This window comes from Pseudomonas sp. R9.37, from assembly GCF_963878885.1.
Classification (GTDB): Bacteria; Pseudomonadota; Gammaproteobacteria; order Pseudomonadales; family Pseudomonadaceae; genus Aquipseudomonas.
The window spans coordinates 85,740-103,316 of the sequence record NZ_CAWNZA010000011.1 but is presented as its reverse complement, the minus strand read 5'-3'; the positions used below and the strand labels follow the sequence as shown (position 1 = coordinate 103,316).

Sequence of the window (17,577 nt, the reverse complement as noted above, 5' to 3'; positions counted from 1 at the left end):
GTAGCTGGGTTTTTCAGCCAACCGCCCACTGCAGTTTGTCGGCCAGGGCGTCGGGGTAATGATCGGTCTGGGCGATTGCCGCGCGTGTGGCTGCGCCATGACCGAAGGCTTGGATCAACACGTCAACCTGTGTGGCCAGAAAGTCGCTCAGCGAATCAAGCCGAGCCTCAAGGGCGCGGTAGCGGGCGATGTCCATGAGGCCCTCGCTGATGAACCAGGCGGCATGCTTGTTCAGGTATTCCAACACGTAGAGGCCGCACAGCGCGTTGCCCAGTTCCCTGGCCAACCCGTGGGGCAGCAAGCTGCCGGCGCGAATTGCGCTGTCGATGGCAAGACGCTGGGCGTAAGCCTCTCCTGCGCGAGCAACGACCATCAACTGCGCGTTCCAGACCTGCATGTCGTCCTCTCCCTCGCCACGGTGCCGGGCAATATGGTCGGCCACGTGCTTGAGCAAACGGTACTCCAGGGTGTGAGCCATGGCTTGCCAGTACCCGGCGTCATCCAGCCCGGCCTGGGGGTCGGGGGGTGTGGGTTCGCTCAAGGGTTGGCCGATCAGTACCTTGGCGGCGTCCAGCAGGATCATGCGGTTATTGCCACCGGCATCCTGGTAGATTTTGGCCATGCCTTCGTAGTCGGCGAAGCGATTGAGGTTGAGCGCACCGGCCACCCCGCAACGCAACCGGCACTCTGTCGCCAGCGCCTCGGCGGCGGGTGCACACAGCGCCTTGGTCAGCGCCAGGGTTTGGCTGATGGCGGCCCACGGTGTCCACGTCACGTCGCCTGTGCCGGTGGTGTGCAGTGACGCCTGACTGGCCGTGCCTTCAATCCACAGGCGGGCGGAGTCGTTGGCAAAGCACTTCATGACATACGCCGTGGCCAGGCAACCGAACAGCGCGCGGCGTTGGGTGCGAAAAGCCAACAGGCCGGTGCCGTTACCGATCCGCGCCTGGGTCGTGCGTCGGTTGGCATGGGTCAGGGCCAGGGTTGAACAGGCAAGCATCACCGAACTCAAGCCGACGCCGACCATCGCCCACACATTCTTGGGCGCAAACAGTGAGCGAATCAGGCGACGGTCCGTACTGCCCAATGGGTCGTGGAACTGGTTGGACGCGTCGATCGAAGCGCCATCGCGCAGCCACGCGTCGAAGGGCAGGCGCACGTTGTCAAAACTCGCCAGGCCGTAATCCAGCGGCACTGCGCGGATTTCCGCCGGTGACGACATGGAAACTCCCGGGCGCGGGCCGTTGGCGTCACTCAATGGCAGCATGAACGCGAAGACGCCACAGGGCTGGCCCTGAACGATCACTTGGGCAAACACCACGCCCAGCTTGTCCAGGTTGCTGATCCCGACGTTGGCGAATTTAAGCGCGGCCTTGTTGGGTGTGTTCAGCACGAAGGTGCGCGTGTCGGCGTCGAATACTGCCTCGACACACGCGCCCATGTGGGAGTTGCTGCGGCCTATCTCGGTCAGCGCGTACACCCCCAGACTCTCGCCGGCCTCCAGTTTGCGTCGCCACTGGGTGGCGCTCGGGTGATCCTGCTCGAACGCCAGCAGCGTACCGATACACAACCCCTGCTGAATCACGCAGCCCATGAACAGCGAGGGATCATTGAGCGCCGCGTGGGTGGCCTCGGCCATCAATAACTGTGGCTGCGCAAAGCCATGGATACCGTCGGGCAGCTGGCGCATCAGGTGCTGCAAGCGCTGGTAGGTGTGCCGATGGCCCTCATGAAAACTCTGGTTGGCGCGAGGATGGAGTTCGGGGTCGCTGAACATCTTCGCCATCTGCGCGTGAACCTCGGCATCGACGGGCCCGTTGGCCAGCTGGCGCAAGGCAACCACGGCCTTGTGTGCTTCGGGCGCATTGACCAGCAAATGGCGCAGGCTTTCGATAGGTTGCGCCAGCGGCGCGTAGGTCTGTGCAGGATGCAGGCTTTTGCGTATGCACACCGACAGGCCGCTGTTTACCCCAAGGTCAATAAACACGGTGTGTTTGTCCGTCGGCAGTTGCGCCAACGTGTGGGGCAGGTTGGTGGGTTGCGTGACGCCCAGGGTAAACAGGTGATGCAAATCGTCCTCGGGTTCGTAGCGACGCCCCAGCACAGTTGAGTAGATCGGTGTTTTGAAGGGTTTGGGTGTCAGCGGCTGCAGGTTTTTGTGAAGTTGCCGGGCGACCTCCGTGTGAGGCGGGTAGTGCGACGCGTAAGCGATCGAGACCGGGCGCAAGGGGTGCGCGCTGTCATCGTGGTGAGCAAGCAGGTGCTCCAGGTCTGCCGTCTCGCCGCTGATGATGCATTGGGCCGGCGCGTTGACGGAGCCCAGCACCAGGTTCGACTCGGGGTAGCGGTCCAGCAGTGCTTGCGTGTCCTGCGCTGAAAGGTTGACCAGCAGCATGCTGCCTCGCCCCTCCTCGCTGCGGTAGGCGGCGTTGAGGGCGCAGACCGCGCGGGCACCCTGGGCAATGTCGAGCACGCCACCACACACCCGGGCAGCAATTTCGCCGAAGCTTTGCGCAACGATCAGGGAGGGAACAATGCCCGTGGCCTGCAGCAACTGGTTAAGCACCACTGCAGCGCCATACAGCGCCAGTTGTGCCACACCTGAAGGCAGCGGTAGGGCGTGATCGCGGGTCAACAGAACCTGGGTGATTAACCCTGGATGGGGATCAGGCTCGTGCGCCGCTGCCTCGGTTTCGATGATTGCCAGAATCGTGTCAATTCGGTCTCTGGTTTCGGGTACATGCTGATACAGCTCCGCCAGAGCGCCGCACGGATCGCTGCCTTGGCCAGGAAAGGCGAAAACATAGTTTTGACTGTAGATGTTGAGTTGGGTTGACATGGGTCCATCCTCGTTAGCCGAACAGGATCGCTTTACCAGCAGGACGTTGGAAAAAACGAAGGCTCATTGGATGGCAAAAAACTGGGCGGCGTACCTGTGAGAAATGACAGTTTTTTGTAACGTTTCGAGATAGGCTCGATTCAATTATTGCTTACCGAACCGCTTTGCGCCGGCCTTGCGACCACCTGGGTCCACCACGGTGTGTGCTGCTCGATCTGTACCGGCAGCGTCGGCAGCAGCGCGTTCAGCGCCAGCGTTGTGTCGTGCAGCGGGAAGCTGCCGGTGATGCGCAGATCGGCCACGGTTTTATCCACACCCAGATACCCGCTGCGGTAGCGGCTGAGTTCTCCGACCACATCGCCCAGGCGGGCGTTGTCGACCACCAGCATGCCGCGCGTCCAGGCGTCGGCGGCGGGAGAGACGGCCAGCGCAGGGTCGAGGCCGTCACTGCGCATCAGCACTTGCTGGCCTTCCTTGAAAATCTGTTCCTTGTGCAGTGCCTGGGGCTGGGCAGCCACGGCGGACTGCAGCACGCTCAAGCGTGTGGCGTGGTCTTCGCGCTTGACGATAAACCGCGTCCCCAGCGCTCGCAGGTTGCCATCGCGGGTTTGTACATAAAACGGGCGCGCATCGTGGTGGCCGGTTTCGACCAGAATCTCGCCTTCCTGCAACACGAGCAGCCGGCGTGTTTCGTCGAAACGCACGTCGATGGCCGTGTGGGTATTGAGGTTGATCAGTGTGCCGTCCGCCAGTTTCAGCGTGCGTTGCTCGCCGGTGGCGGTGCGCTGGTCGGCCAGCCAATAATGGATCGGCACATATCGCTCACCGGCAAACAACGCCAGGCCGCAGAGCAGCGCAATGCTTGCCACGCCGCGTCCAAGCTTGCGCACGCGCTGGCGAATGCCTTCGCGCGAGTGCAGCAGCGCCGCGCGCGCGGGGCCCGAGGCCACGCTGAAACGCTGGTCGAGCATGCCCAGCTGGCGCCAGGCGCGTGCATGTTCTTCATCGCTGGCCAGCCATTTGGCGAACTCTTCCTGTGCAACGAAGTTGCCGTCACCTGAGTCCAGGGACAGTTGCCACGCAATCGCGGCATCCAGCACGCGCGCCGAGACCGGCTTGGCGCTGACCACGCTCACAGCGGCTCGCCATACAGTGCGATGTAACACTGGCGAATGCCTTGCGCCAGGTACTGGCGCACGCGGGGCACCGACACGCCAAGACGCTGGGCAATGTCGGCGTGGCCCAGGCCGTCGAGGCGGTTATAGAGGAAGGCGGCGCGGGCCTTGCTCGACAGTTTGCCGAGCAAGCGGTCGATGGCCTTGAGGTCTTCGAGGATCAGTTGCTGCTCTTCCGGCGACGGGTGTTCGCTTTCCGGGATCAGCATCAGTTCAGTGAGGTAGGCCTGTTCCAGGGCCGCGCGCCGGAAGTAGTCGAACAGCAGGCCCTTGGCGATAGCCACCAGAAATGCCCGTGGCTCGCGGGGTTCGCGCAACTCGTCACGGCCCAGCAGGCGCATGAACGTGTCCTGGCTCAGGTCTTCGGCGCGGCTCGGGCAGGCCACGTTGCGCCGCAGCCACGCCAACAGCCAGCCACGATGGTCGCGATACAACGCGCCAACAAGCTCAGTGTGTGGGGGCTGGACCGACGACAAGGCATCACCGAATAAACAAGGGGTTTAAACTAACGAGAATTATTCGCGATTGTGTCAGAGGCAAGGAACGCGCGCAATTGGCGTCTGTCGGGCGGTGCTATTAAAACGATGGCGCTTGTTTGCGCCGCTTCCATTGGCTCACGCGTGCTTGAAGCGCCTGCGGGGAGTCGATGTGCTGCGCACGCGCACGGCTCAACAGGATGAGCATCAACTCTGCCGTGGCCAGGGCGTCGGCGCTGGCGTGATGGCGCTCACCGACCTGCAGCTTGAAGTGGTTGATCCAGTCGTCCAGCCCGGCTTCACGGATATTCGCGTCGGGGCACAGCAGCGGGGCGATGTCGGCGACGTCGAGGAACGGGTGCACCAGGCGATAGCCCAGGCTGTCCTTGAGCGCGCGGCACAGCATGTGTTGATCGAAGGGGGCATGGAACGCCAGCAGCGGGCTGTCGCCAACAAACGCCATGAAGTCCAGCAGCGCCTCGACCGGGTCGGTGCCGGCGGCGATGGCGCTGGGCCCCAGGCCGTGAATCAGTACGCTGGGGCTCAGCTTTGTTTCGGCACGGTGCAAGGTGCGTTCGAACATTTGCGAAAAATCCACCGCACCGTCCTCAATCACCACCGCGCCAATGGACAGCACTTGGTCGCGGTTGAGGTTCAGGCCGCTGGTTTCCAGGTCGACGACTACCCAGCGCTGGTTGCGCAAGGCGCCATCCCCCAGCACGGCAGGTGCGGGCAGCTGCGCCAGGCGCATGAGCTGGGTCGCGTCGAGCCCGGGCTTTTTCGCACGCAGCCAACTGAACAAACTCACAGTTGGTACCGAAAGGTCAGGCTGCTTTGCAGGCGCTGCGCCTGACGCAGGGATTCACGCAGGATGCGCCGGTCCAAGTGGTTGAGGCTGTCAGGGTCGACGCGGTTGGAATACGGCTGGTTCTCGCGGGTTTGCAGTTGGTGCTGCTGCATGCGGGTTTGCTGGATAAAGTGGTAGGCCTCTTCATACGCGGCGCCGTCCAATCGCTCAATGACCGCCTTGTCCACCAACTGGCGCAGCCGCTCCAGGGTGTTGTTGGCGTGGATGCCGTTGGCCAGGGCCAGCAGGCGCGCGCCATCGACAAAGGGCGTAAGGCCCTGCACCTTGAGGTCGAGGGTGGCCTTTTCGCCACCTTTGCGCGTCAGCACGAAGTCGCGGAAACGCCCCACCGGCGGACGCTGACGCAAGGCGTTCTCGGCCAGCATGCGTTGGAACAGCCGGTTGTCCGCGACTTGATCGAGAATGCCCTGGCGCAATTGCTCGCAGCCCTGTTCATCGCCCCACACCACGCGTAAATCGAAATAGATGCTCGACCCCAGCAGGTTCTCCGGCGTGGCCTCACGGATAAACGCCCCGAAGCGCCGCGCCCATTCGGCCCGCGACAGGCACAGTTCGGGGTTGCCGGCCATGATATTGCCCTTGCACAGGCTGAAACCGCACAACGCCAGGCTCTGGTTGATCTGCTGTGCCAAGGGCAACAAACGGCCACGGATCTCGGCGGCTTCGGCGGCATCCTTGGCGTCGAACAGGATGCCGTTGTCCTGGTCGGTATACAGCGTCTGCTCGCGGCGGCCCTCGCTGCCGAAACACAACCAACTGAACGGCACGCCGGGGTCGCCCTTGTCGGCCAGGGTCAGTTCGATCACACGGCACACGGTGTGATCGTTGAGCAGCGTAATAATGTGAGTGATCTGGGTGGACGACGCGCCATGGGCGAGCATGCGTTCGACCAATTGGCCGATCTCACCGCGAATCGCCACCAGGTTTTCCACGCGTGGCGCATTGCGGATGGTGCGCGCCAGGTGCACCAGGTCCACCCGCTGCAGGGAAAACAGGTCGCGCTCGGACACCACGCCACACACGCGCTGGTCTTTGACCAGGCACACGTGGGCGATGTGCCGTTCGGTCATGGCAATGGCGGCGTCGAAGGCGCTGTGGTCCGGGCTCAAATAGAACGGCGCCTGGGTCATATGGGACTCGATGACCTGATTGAAGTCACTGGTGCCATCGGCCACTACCTGGCGCAGGTCGCGCAAGGTGAAAATTCCCAGGGGCGCTTTGTGCGCGTCGACGATGACGATGCTGCCCACTTGCTGCTCATGCATCAGCGTGACCGCCTCGCGCAGCGGCGTGCTCGGGCTGCAAGTGACGGGATGGCGCATGGCCAACTCGCCCAGACGCGTGTTCAACGAGTATTGGGTGCCGAGGGTTTCCACGGCTTTTTGCTGCACCTGTTGGTTCACTTGGTCCAGCAGGCTGCTGACGCCGCGCAGGGCGAAATCGCGAAACGGGCTCGAAAGCGCGAACAGCTTTATAAAGGCCGGCTTGTTCAGTTGCAGGCAGAAGGTGTCTTCGGCGGCCTTGTGCTCGGTGCGGGTCGCGCGTTCGCCCAGTAGCGCGGCCAGCGGGAAACACTCGCCGGTGGTGATTTCAAAGGTGGTTTGCGTCGCGTCTTGCTTGAGCAACGGGCGCTCGCCGACCACGCGGCCTTGCTTGACGATGAAGAAATGCTCCACCGGCCCACCCGACGGCTTGAGGATGCTGTCGCCCTGACCATAGAAGCGCAGTTGGCACTGTTCGACCAGATACGCCAGGTGTGCGTTTTCCATCTGGTTGAACGGGGGAAAGCGTTGCAGGAATTGCAGGGTGCCGTGGATGTTCTGCAACACGGCGGTTTTTCCCGCCTGCGTGAAAGCATCAGCTTTACTCATAACAGTGACCGCAGTTTCTTGTCGTTATCGTCCTTTATGGTCGGCCCCCGGGCCCTGGGTGCCCATTGGACGTAAGTCTAGGTAGCGGTCAAACCATTGGCGACTAGGGAAAAACCTTACATGGCTACCGTGCAAACCCCGTAGAACGCCCACTAGTCAAACTTTCCGACGAAGTGCACATTGTTCGCCCTTCCGCAGATGTCTGACGAGTGTGCTGCGAGATTGATGAGAACTGCTGAGAAACGTATGCCCGACCACGATATTTTGAGTGATGCAGAGCGCGAGGCACTGAGCGCTGTGATGCTGGAGCCTGATTTACCGCCACAACGTGTGTTGATCGTCGATGACGACAAAGATGCGCGCGAATTACTGGCGGAGATTCTGGGCCTGGACGGCATTCGCTGCATGACCGCCGACAGTGGAGAGGCGGCGTGGGATTTGTTGAGCTCCAGCAGCTCCATCGGTTTGCTGATCACCGACCTGCGCATGGCGCCGAGCAATGGCCTGGAATTGATTCGCCAAGTGCGCAGCTCTACTCGGGCGGCGCTGCCAATCATCATCATGTCCGGGGACGCTGAAGCGCCGGATGTCATCGATGCGATGCACTTGAGCGTGGTGGACTTTTTGCTCAAACCTATCGACAGCGTGAAGTTGGCGAAGATGGTCAAGCGCGAGCTGGGAATGGCGCAGTAACGTCCACTGGTCGGTATCAGCTAAGCACTGTCAATTCTGACAGTAGGCAAGCAATAGGTGGGGCTGTTTACTGGATGAGTGCGCGGCGATCGGGAACGGTTGCCCCCTTCATTCACCACCAGGAGTCAGTCATGAAAATAGCTGGCAAGATTAAGGCGGATATTTTCCACAACGGTAAGCTTTTGCGCACCACCAGCTCCACGAGCGTTTCGGGTGACAGTAATCACTTTCAAAGTGCAGATTCTGCGACCCGTACGTCAGTCTCGATGTCATTTGTTCCCGCCATCGAGGATGGCACCACGACGTACAAGTTCGAGGAAACTGATTCGAAATTTGGATGCAGCTTGGGCGATATCCTTCTGCCTATTGCCGGAACGGTTGAAGTGACATCCACCAACTCAACCGACAACTTGAAATATACGTTCAGTGGGAAGTTCAACGATGGAAGGCGCGACCTGGAGATCAAGGGGACGGCTGAGTTGAACTACCTCTATCCATGATCTGAATGCCCTTGCAGGATCAGTCCCTGATCTTTTGATCAGGGACGTCTCCCTTCGTTAGTTACACACCCATTTTGGCTTTGAACTCACGGCGCCGACGGTGCAACACCGGCTCGGTATAACCATTGGGTTGCTTGGTCCCTTCAATCACCAACTCCACCGCTGCCTGGAACGCGATGTTGCTGTCGAAATCCGGCGCCAAGGGGCGATACAGGGCATCCCCCGCATTTTGACGGTCTACCACCGGCGCCATGCGCTTGAGGCTTTCCATCACTTGGGCTTCGTTGACGATGCCATGGCGCAGCCAGTTGGCGATGTGCTGGCTGGAGATGCGCAGGGTGGCGCGGTCTTCCATCAGGCCCACGTCATTGATGTCCGGCACTTTCGAGCAGCCGACGCCTTGATCGATCCAGCGCACGACATAGCCAAGGATGCCTTGGGCATTGTTGTCCAGCTCGTTGCGGATTTCTTCGTCAGACCAATCGGTGTTGCTGGCCAGAGGAATGGTCAGGATATCGTCCACCGACGCGCGCTCGCGTTTGGCCAGTTCGGCCTGACGCGCGAACACATCGACTTTGTGGTAGTGCAGCGCGTGCAGTGCAGCCGCCGTGGGCGACGGTACCCAAGCGGTGTTGGCGCCGGCCAGTGGGTGAGCGATTTTCTGTTCAAGCATCGCTGCCATCAGGTCGGGCATCGCCCACATGCCTTTACCGATCTGTGCACGCCCTTGCAGGCCGGTGCTCAGGCCGATATCGACGTTCCAGTTCTCGTAAGCGCCGATCCATTTCTCGGCCTTCATGGCCGCCTTGCGCACCATCGCGCCAGCTTCCATGGAGGTGTGGATTTCGTCGCCGGTACGGTCGAGGAAGCCGGTGTTGATAAACACCACGCGCTCGCTGGCGGCCTTGATGCAGGCCTTGAGGTTGACCGTGGTGCGGCGCTCCTCGTCCATGATCCCGACTTTGAGCGTGTTGCGCGGCAGGTTCAGTACGTCTTCGATACGCCCAAACAGCTCGTTGGTGAACGCAGCTTCTTCGGGGCCATGCATTTTTGGTTTAACGATGTACACGGAGCCGGTGCGGCTGTTCTTGCGGCTGCTGGTGCCGTTAAGGCTGTGGATTGCCGCCAGGCTGGTGAGCAAACCGTCGAGAATGCCTTCCGGTACTTCGTTGCCGTCTTTGTCGAGGATCGCGTCGATGGTCATCAGGTGGCCAACGTTGCGCACGAACAGCAGCGAACGGCCGTGCAAGGTCACGTCCTGGCCATCCACGCCGGTGTAGACACGGTCGGGGTTCATGGTGCGGGTGAAGGTCTTGCCGCCCTTGGCCACTTCTTCGGCCAGGTCGCCCTTCATCAGGCCGAGCCAGTTGCGGTAGATCACCACTTTGTCATCGGCATCGACGGCGGCGACGGAGTCTTCGCAGTCCATGATGGTGGTCAGCGCGGCTTCCATCAGCACGTCTTTGACGCCGGCCGCATCGGTCTGGCCGACAGGCGTGCTGGCGTCGATCTGAATTTCGAAATGCAGGCCGTTGTGTTTCAGCAAAATGGCGATCGGCTGGTCCGCCGGTCCCTGGAAACCGATCAGTTGTGCATCGTCGCGCAGGCCGCTGTTGCTGCCGCCCTTAAGGCTGACGATGAGCTTGCCATCAGCGATCTTGTAACCGGTGGAATCGACATGGCTGCCGGCGCTGAGCGGCGCGGCTTCGTCGAGGAAAGCACGGGCGAAGGCAATCACCTTGTCGCCGCGCACTTTGTTGTAGCCCTTACCCTTTTCGGCGCCGTCGGCTTCGCTGATGGCGTCGGTGCCATACAGCGCGTCATACAGCGAGCCCCAACGTGCGTTGGAAGCGTTAAGGGCGAAACGGGCATTCATCACCGGCACAACCAGCTGAGGGCCGGCCATACGGGCGATTTCGTCATCGACGTTTTGGGTCGAGGCCTGGAAGTCTGCGGCTTCTGGCAGCAGGTATCCGATGTCTTGCAGGAAGGCTTTGTAGGCCACCGGGTCGTGGGCCTGGCCGGCGTGGGTCTGGTGCCAGGTATCGATCCGCGCCTGGAAATCGTCGCGTTTGGCGAGTAGGGCTTTGTTCTTCGGTGCCAGGTCGTGAATGACCTTGTCGGCGCCGGCCCAGAACTGGTCGGCAGTGATGCCGGTACCGGGAATGGCTTCGTTGTTCACGAAGTCGAACAGGACTTTGGCGACCTGCAGGCCACCGACTTGAACGTGTTCAGTCATTGCTTGCCTCACTCTGCGGAGCTTATGCGCTTTTCAGCTTTTCAATTTACCAATGAAGCCTCTGGCCATTTAAACCACGAACCCGATCCCCCAGTACATGCCGTTAAGGCGGCTGGGCTGGCGGGTTATCGCGATACGTTGGTGCCTTGGCAGACATCGACCTAACGTTATGTAGTGCGCGGTTTTGCATACTACATGATGAGTTGCGGTTGTGAAAATTTGACTAAATACGTCGTTTAGCGACCCACTTTGGTCATGCGGTCACAGTGGGGTATTGGATGTTCTCAAAAAACTATCAGATTGTTCCAGATAAATATAAAAATGGTACACGATTTGTTTTCGAGGGCGCCTGCGTCCACCTTGTAGATTGAATTCAGAGGGCTTCGCCATGGACCATCTTGTACTCACTATTATTGCCGCCGACAAACCCGGCCTAGTTGAACGCATTGCGCAGAATATTGCCGCCCACGGTGGCAACTGGCTGGAGAGCCGAATGGCGCACATGGCCGGGCAGTTTGCCGGGATCCTGCGGGTCAGCGTTCCCGCCGAAAGTCGTCAGGGTTTGGTGAATGCGCTGGAGGACTTATCCACACACGGCATTCGCGTGCTGGTGGGTGAGGGCAGTTCAGGGCAGACCGCGGCGTCCAAGGCCATCCTGATGACGCTGGTGGGCAACGACCGTTCGGGCATCGTGCGCGAGATCACGGCGCTGTTGAGCAAACAGGGCGTGAACCTTGAAAGCCTGAGCACGGATGTGCGCCCGGCGCCCATGAGCGGTGATCCGTTGTTTACCGCCGAGGCAGTGTTGCAGGTGCCCACCGCGTTATCCCTGGATACCTTGCAACTGTCCCTGGAAACCCTGGCGGATGACTTGATGGTGGAGTTGCACCACGAAGAATAACGGCCTGCCCACAGGGTTATGCATGGAAATCTTGCATGGGCCTGTGGATAACCTGTAGAGACCCAGCGCCAGGCCACGCCGGCCGGGCTTCTCCTTAAGTTGAGCAAAAAACGAGCAGTTTCAAGGGCTTGTGCACAAATGGCGGGGATCAGGTTGTGGATAACCTTGGGGTGGATGTCTGCAAGCCAGGCCCGCTGTGGCTTGCAGAGCTTTGTACGTTATTTGATCAGCGTTTGCGGATCGTCAGCCAGGCGTCCAGGCTGTAAACCACCAGGCCGGCCCAGATAAACGCGAACGCGATCAGCGTGCTGGTGGCCAAGTGTTCACCGAACAGGAACACCGCTTCCAACAGCACCAGGGTAGGCGCCACATACTGCAAAAATCCCAGGGCGGTGTAGGGCAAATGCCGCGCTGCAGCGTTGAAACACACCAACGGGATCAGCGTGACCGGGCCGGCCGCTACCAGCCACCAGGCTTCGCCAGTGCCCCAAAACTCAAGCTGTGCGCTGTGTGCCGACGGGTTGAACAGCAGCCAGGCGACAGCGATCGGCACCAGCATCCAGGTTTCCACCACCAACCCCGGTAGCGCCTTGACGGGCGCCTGCTTGCGGATCAGCCCGTAGAAGCCAAAGGTCAGCGCCAGCACCAGCGACACCCACGGCAAACTGCCCACCTGCCATACCTGTTGCGCCACACCCACCGCCGCCAGCCCGACGGCCATCCACTGCAAGCGCCGCAGGCGTTCGCCGAGAATCAGCATGCCCAGCAGCACATTCACCAGCGGGTTGATGTAATAACCCAGGCTCGCCTCGAGCATGCGCCCGCTGTTGACCGACCACACATACGTCAGCCAGTTGGCGGCAATCAACGCACCGCTCAGTGCCAGAATCGCCAGGCGCTTGGGGTTGTCGCGCAGTTCACGAAACCAGCCCGGGTGTTTCCACACCATCAACAGCACAGCGCCAAACAGCGCCGACCACAGCACGCGGTGCACGATGATTTCGGCGGCGGGAACGCTGGCGATGGCTTTGAAATAGATCGGGAACAGGCCCCAGATGACATAGGCGCTCAGGCCCAGGATGTAACCCTTGCGGGGGTTGGCGGGTTGCATTGCAGAATCCTTGCATAGGCAGCTAACAAAGGCGCAATTGTAAGGATTTTTGTCAGACGATGGGATGCTGCTTTTCTGTGGGAGCTGGGTTGTCGGGTCGCCAGCGCCCACAAGGCGTCGCGGCAGTGTCAGAACAGTTTCAGCGGTTCTTCATTGAGTGCCGACAGTTGCTCACGCAACGCCAACACCTGATCGCCCCAATAACGTTCGCTGCCGAACCACGGGAAGCTGTGGGGGAACGCCGGGTCATCCCAGCGGCGTGCCAGCCAGGCGCTGTAGTGCATCAGGCGCAAGGCGCGCAAAGGTTCGATCAGCGCCAGTTCGCGCGGGTCGAAGTCGTGGAATTCCTGATAACCGTCCATCAATTCCGACAGCTGGCCCAGACATTCCTGGCGATCACCGGCGAGCATCATCCACAAATCCTGTACGGCCGGGCCCATGCGGCAGTCATCCAGGTCGACGATATGAAACATCTCGTCGCGGCACATCATGTTGCCGGGGTGGCAGTCGCCGTGCATGCGGATGTTCTTGTGCGGTGTGGCTTTGTAGACCTCTTCCACGCGCTTGAGCAGGTCGCGGGCCACGGACTCGTAGGCTGGCAGCAGGCTTTTCGGAATGAAGTTACCTTCCAGCAAGGTCGTGAGGGAGTCGTGACCGAAGTTTTTCACCCCTAACGCCTCGCGGTGTTCGAACGGGCGGGTCGAGCCGACAGCGTGCAAACGGCCGAGCAGCTGACCCAGGCGATACAGCTGATCAAGATTGCCCGGCTCCGGCGCACGGCCACCCCGGCGCGGAAACAGGGTGAAGCGGAAACCCGCGTGTTCGAACAGGCTTTCGCCGTTGTGGATCAACGGGGCGACCACCGGTACTTCGCACTCCGCCAATTCGAAGGTGAAACGGTGTTCTTCAAGGATCGCTTCGTTGGTCCAGCGCTGCGGCCGATAGAACTTGGCGATCAGCGGTTCAGAGTCTTCGATACCTACTTGGTAGACGCGGTTTTCGTAGCTGTTGAGCGCCAGAATGCGAGCATCGCTGAGGAAACCGATACTTTCGACAGCGTCGAGAACCAGGTCGGGGGTGAGTGTTTCAAACGGATGGGCCATGCGAACTCCTGCGCGCAGCAGGGCGCCGCGTCCGGCCCGGTATGGTAACGCACACGGCGAAAGATAGGTGGTGTCTGTACTGGCCGCATCGGGGGCAAGCCCCTCCCACGAAGACCGCGTTTGACCTGTAGGAACGCGGTCAATTGTGGGAGGGGGCTTGCCCCCGATTGGGGCCTATCAGGCGCCGACGATCCCGCCATCATCCCGCCGAATCGCCATCACCGACGAACGCGGTTTGCCGTTCGGCAGATGCTCCGGCCAGCTCGAGCCGCCGGTTTCGCCCGGGTGCTGAATCCCCACAAACAGCGTCTTCTGATCTGGCGAAAAGCTGATCCCCGTCACCTCGCACGCCACTGGCCCGACCATGAACCGGCGGATTTCCCCGGTGCTCGGGTCGGCGCACAGCATCTGGTTGTTGCCCATGCCGGCGAAGTCACCCGCGTTGCTGTAGTCGCCATCGGTGAGAATCCACAGGCGCCCGGCCTTGTCGAAACCCAGGCCGTCGGGGCTGTTGAACATGTTTTGCGGGTTGATGTTGGACGAGCCACCCTTCGGCGTGCCGGCATGCACACCGGGGTTGCCGGCCACTACAAACAGGTCCCAGGAGAACGTGTTGGAGCCATGGTTATCGGCATCGGCTTTCCAGCGCAGGATCTGGCCGTAGACATTTTTCTCACGCGGGTTCGGGCCGCCTACCGGCTGGCCTTCCTCGCCACGCTTGGCGTTGTTGGTGAGGGTGCAATAGACCTGGCCATCCGTGGGGCTGACCACGATCCATTCCGGGCGGTCCATGCGCGTGGCCTTGACCACGCTGGCGGCCAGGCGCGCGTGGATCAGCACTTCGGCCTGGCTGGCGAAACCGGTGCTGGCGTCAATGCCGTTTTTGCCATGGGTGAGTTCGACCCATTGGCCGGTGCCCTTTGGGTGGTCGGCGTTGCCGTCGCCTGCGTCGAAGATCGCCACATACAAGGTGCCGTGGTCGAGCAGGTCTTTGTTGGCCTTGGGGTTCTTGTGGTTGATCTTGTCGCGGCTGACGAACTTGTAGATAAACTCGCCGCGCTCGTCATCGCCCATGTACACCACGGCGCGGCCATCGCGGGTTTCAGCCAGTGCGGCGTTTTCGTGCTTGAAGCGGCCCAGGGCGGTGCGTTTGGTCGGCGTGGATTGCGGGTCGAACGGGTCGATCTCTACCACCCAGCCATGGCGGTTGAGTTCATTGGGGTTCTTGGCCATGTCGAAACGCGGGTCGTGTTGATGCCAGTTGATCTCTTTGCTGGCCGCCACCACGCCGTAGCGCTTTTGCGCGGCGTCGAAGGCCTGTTGTGGGTTGCTGCTGCCAAAGCAGTCGGTGAAGTTCTCTTCGCACGTCAGATAGGTGCCCCATGGGGTCTTGCCGTTGGCGCAGTTCTGGAAGGTGCCGAGGACTTTTTTACCGGTTTTGTCGGCGCGGGTTTTCAGCCAGTCGTGACCCGCCGCCGGACCGCTCAGGCGGATCGGCGAGTTGGCATGGATGCGCCGGTTGTAGCGCGAGTCCTGCACGAACTGCCAGGTGTCGCCCTTGCGCCGCACTTCGATCACCGACACGCCTTCACTGGCCTGGGCCTTGTGCACGTCCTCGGCCGATTGCGGCGCGCCACCGTGGGCGTAGAGGTAACGGTAATTGGTGTATTCGTTGTTGATCGCCATCAGCGCGCGGTTGTCGTCACCGGGGAAGGCGAACAGGCTCATCCCGTCGTTGTTGTCACCGAACTGTTGCTCCTGGGCCTTGGCGCTGCCGTTGCCGGAGGGGTCGAACGCCGGGGCATTTTTGTGCAATGGCTGGCCCCAGCTGATCAGCACCGAAGCACTGTAGCCGGGTGGCAGGGTGATGGCGTCGCGGGTGGCGGCGGCGATGCTGGGGAACCCCAGCAACGGGCTGCTGGACGCGGCGTTGACAGCCAGGGCGCTGCGGCTCAGCAGGTTGCCGCCGAGGAACATCGCGGCGCCGCACAAAGCCCCCGCGCCGATGAAACGGCGACGGGTGAGGCCGACCATCTGTTCAAGGTCGGTGGCTTGGTTGTCTTCTAATAGGCTCATTTCAGGCTCCCTGCGGTTTTTGCAGACACCTTAAGGAGCACGCGTGACGAAATTGTTGCAGTTTGAAGTAGCCCTCGCGCTACACCGGCGTGCCGAGCAACACGTTGCTGGGCGAGAACTGCACCTGAATTGGCTGGCCCTCTGCGGCCTTCAGCGCCTTGAGCGCGGCGGGCTGCGCCAGGGCGCATAAAACCTGGCCGTTGGGCAGGGTGATGCGCACCTCGCTGGGGCCGTCGTCGGCGTCGAGAATCGTCTCGATCACGCCGCTCATGCAATTGTGTCCAGGTGTTGCTACCTGCCCCAGGGCGAGCAATTCCAGCCAGCCGGCCTTGATCAAGGCGACCACTTCCACGCCGGTCTCCAGTTCCAGGCGCAGCGTGCTGTCGTGGGTGATCTGCGCGCTCAGGCTCAAGGCGCCCGACAGTTGCAGGCGGATCATGTCATTGCGGCCATGGCTTTCAATCGCGATGACCTGGCCGTGCAGTTGGTTGCGCGCGCTGGTGCGCAGCATCAGCCGGCCGAGCAGGTTGAAGTCGCTCGCGTCTTCGTCCGAGCCCAGCACCTGGGCCTGCAACACTTGCAAACGCTGGTAAAGGCGCAGCACGCGCTCACCCTCGGCCGTCAGCTTGGCACCGCCGCCGCCTTTGCCGCCGACGCTGCGTTCCACCAGCGGTTTTTGCGCCAGGTTGTTCAGTTCGTCGATGGCATCCCAGGCGGCCTTGTAACTCAAACCGGCGCTCTTGGCCGCGCGGGTGATCGAGCCTTGCTCGGCGATGTGCGCCAGCAAGGCGATGCGCTGGGGGCGGCGGATGATGTGTTGGCTGAGCGAGGTCGGCAGAGACATGTGGATACGCTTCGATAAGGTCAGCGGACGTTGCAGGCGTGGCGCACGCGAGTCAAGTCATGCCCCGGGTTTAGGTGTGCGTGCCAGGCAGTACACGTCGACTTGCCGCGCTCCCGCGTCCATCAACAACCGCGCCAGGCTGTGGGCGGTGGCGCCGGTGGTCAGTACGTCGTCGACCAGCGCCAGGTGGCGGCCTTGCACCTGGGCGTCGGGAGCCAGTGCAAACGCGGCGAGCAGGTTGCGTTTGCGGGTTTTGGCGTCGAGGGCTTGTTGCGCGACGGTTTCATGAGGGCGTAACAACAGATGATCATCGTGCGGGATAGCAAGCTGTGCACTCAGCCAGCGTGACAACATCAGCGCCTGGTTGAAGCCGCGTTCGCGCAGGCGTTTACGCGCCAGGGGCACGGGCAGCAGGCAGTCGGGGCGCTCGAGTTCGGCGTTGTCAAAACGGTGTTGCAGGTGATGCCCCAGCAGGCGCGCGAGCAGATGGCCGAGAGGCCAGCGTGACTGATGCTTGAAGCGGCTGATCAGGGTGTCGACGGGAAAGCTGAAGGACCACGGCGCGACGACGTGTTTAAACGCAGGCGGGTTTTTCAGGCATTGGCCGCAGATCAAACCGCTGGTTGGCAGCGGCAAGGCGCACACCTCGCATTGTTCCAGCAACCATGGCAGCTCTGTTTCGCAGACGTTGCACACACAATCGGTCGATTCTGTGGCCTCATCGCAAATTAAACAGGTCTGGTTGTTTTTTAGCCAGATGTAAACCTCGTGTTTGTATCCAGGTTGACAGTGCATGAATCTTCCTTAAATATGCCGAGCATCCGTGTCGTGACTGTGGGTATTGCCCTTCCCGCAGCGAAAGCCCAAGCATAATCAAGGAA

Annotated in this window: 14 protein-coding genes; 3 read left to right on the top strand and 11 right to left on the bottom strand. The window is 61.3% G+C overall.

The annotated features are described in order from the left end of the window. Positions 1 to 13: 13 nt before the first annotated feature. The 5 genes from AACU78_RS07115 to AACU78_RS07095 all read right to left on the bottom strand — a co-directional run bounded on the left by AACU78_RS07115 (position 14) and on the right by AACU78_RS07095 (position 7,229). A complete protein-coding gene (locus AACU78_RS07115) occupies positions 14 to 2,839 on the bottom strand; it encodes an acyltransferase domain-containing protein (protein WP_106575566.1) in 2,826 nt (941 codons plus the stop codon). Positions 2,840 to 2,979: 140 nt separating this feature from the next. Next, positions 2,980 to 3,975 (bottom strand): FecR domain-containing protein, encoded by a 996-nt coding sequence (locus tag AACU78_RS07110; protein WP_106575565.1) that lies wholly within the window; start codon positions 3,973 to 3,975, stop codon positions 2,980 to 2,982. Then, a complete protein-coding gene (locus AACU78_RS07105; protein WP_106575564.1) occupies positions 3,972 to 4,490 on the bottom strand; it encodes an RNA polymerase sigma factor in 519 nt (172 codons plus the stop codon). Before AACU78_RS07105 ends, AACU78_RS07110 begins: the two co-directional genes overlap by 4 nt. Positions 4,491 to 4,590: 100 nt before the next feature. After that, the gene (locus tag AACU78_RS07100) at positions 4,591 to 5,298 is read right to left on the bottom strand and encodes a 3'-5' exonuclease (RefSeq protein WP_106575563.1); all 708 of its coding nucleotides are present in this window, start codon (positions 5,296 to 5,298) and stop codon (positions 4,591 to 4,593) included. Beyond that, entirely contained in the window at positions 5,295 to 7,229 is a 1,935-nt protein-coding gene (locus AACU78_RS07095) for a putative nucleotidyltransferase substrate binding domain-containing protein (RefSeq protein ID WP_106575562.1), read from the bottom strand. Before AACU78_RS07095 ends, AACU78_RS07100 begins: the two co-directional genes overlap by 4 nt. 246 nt (positions 7,230 to 7,475) lie before the next feature. Between AACU78_RS07095 and AACU78_RS07090 the strand changes: the two genes are divergently transcribed. Continuing rightward, complete coding sequence (locus AACU78_RS07090; protein ID WP_106575561.1) at positions 7,476 to 7,922, top strand: response regulator; 447 nt, start codon at positions 7,476 to 7,478, stop codon at positions 7,920 to 7,922. Between the two features lie 131 nt (positions 7,923 to 8,053). Then, positions 8,054 to 8,422 carry a hypothetical protein gene (locus AACU78_RS07085; RefSeq protein WP_106575560.1) on the top strand — a complete coding sequence of 123 codons (369 nt, stop codon included), beginning with the start codon at positions 8,054 to 8,056 and terminating at the stop codon, positions 8,420 to 8,422. A gap of 61 nt (positions 8,423 to 8,483) precedes the next feature. Here AACU78_RS07085 and AACU78_RS07080 read toward each other — a convergent pair whose 3' ends face one another. Then, the gene (locus tag AACU78_RS07080) at positions 8,484 to 10,661 is read right to left on the bottom strand and encodes a malate synthase G (protein WP_106575559.1); all 2,178 of its coding nucleotides are present in this window, start codon (positions 10,659 to 10,661) and stop codon (positions 8,484 to 8,486) included. Between the two features lie 388 nt (positions 10,662 to 11,049). On the opposite strand from AACU78_RS07080, the gene AACU78_RS07075 reads away from it, so the two are divergent. After that, positions 11,050 to 11,562, top strand: coding sequence for a glycine cleavage system protein R (locus AACU78_RS07075; RefSeq protein WP_106575558.1), 513 nt, complete (start codon positions 11,050 to 11,052; stop codon positions 11,560 to 11,562). 226 nt (positions 11,563 to 11,788) lie between these two features. On the opposite strand, the gene rarD is transcribed toward AACU78_RS07075, so the two are convergent. From rarD to AACU78_RS07050, 5 genes are all read right to left on the bottom strand, one after another. After that, a complete protein-coding gene (rarD, locus tag AACU78_RS07070; protein ID WP_106575557.1) occupies positions 11,789 to 12,673 on the bottom strand; it encodes an EamA family transporter RarD in 885 nt (294 codons plus the stop codon). A 128-nt stretch (positions 12,674 to 12,801) separates the two neighbouring features. Next, a complete protein-coding gene (locus tag AACU78_RS07065) occupies positions 12,802 to 13,776 on the bottom strand; it encodes a serine/threonine protein kinase (protein WP_106575556.1) in 975 nt (324 codons plus the stop codon). Positions 13,777 to 13,953: 177 nt separating this feature from the next. Beyond that, positions 13,954 to 15,852 carry a PhoX family protein gene (locus AACU78_RS07060; RefSeq protein ID WP_106575555.1) on the bottom strand — a complete coding sequence of 633 codons (1,899 nt, stop codon included), beginning with the start codon at positions 15,850 to 15,852 and terminating at the stop codon, positions 13,954 to 13,956. Between the two features lie 79 nt (positions 15,853 to 15,931). Continuing rightward, entirely contained in the window at positions 15,932 to 16,696 is a 765-nt protein-coding gene (locus tag AACU78_RS07055) for a TOBE domain-containing protein (RefSeq protein ID WP_106575554.1), read from the bottom strand. Positions 16,697 to 16,753: 57 nt separating this feature from the next. Continuing rightward, positions 16,754 to 17,491 (bottom strand): ComF family protein, encoded by a 738-nt coding sequence (locus AACU78_RS07050; RefSeq protein ID WP_106575553.1) that lies wholly within the window; start codon positions 17,489 to 17,491, stop codon positions 16,754 to 16,756. Positions 17,492 to 17,577 lie beyond the last annotated feature (86 nt).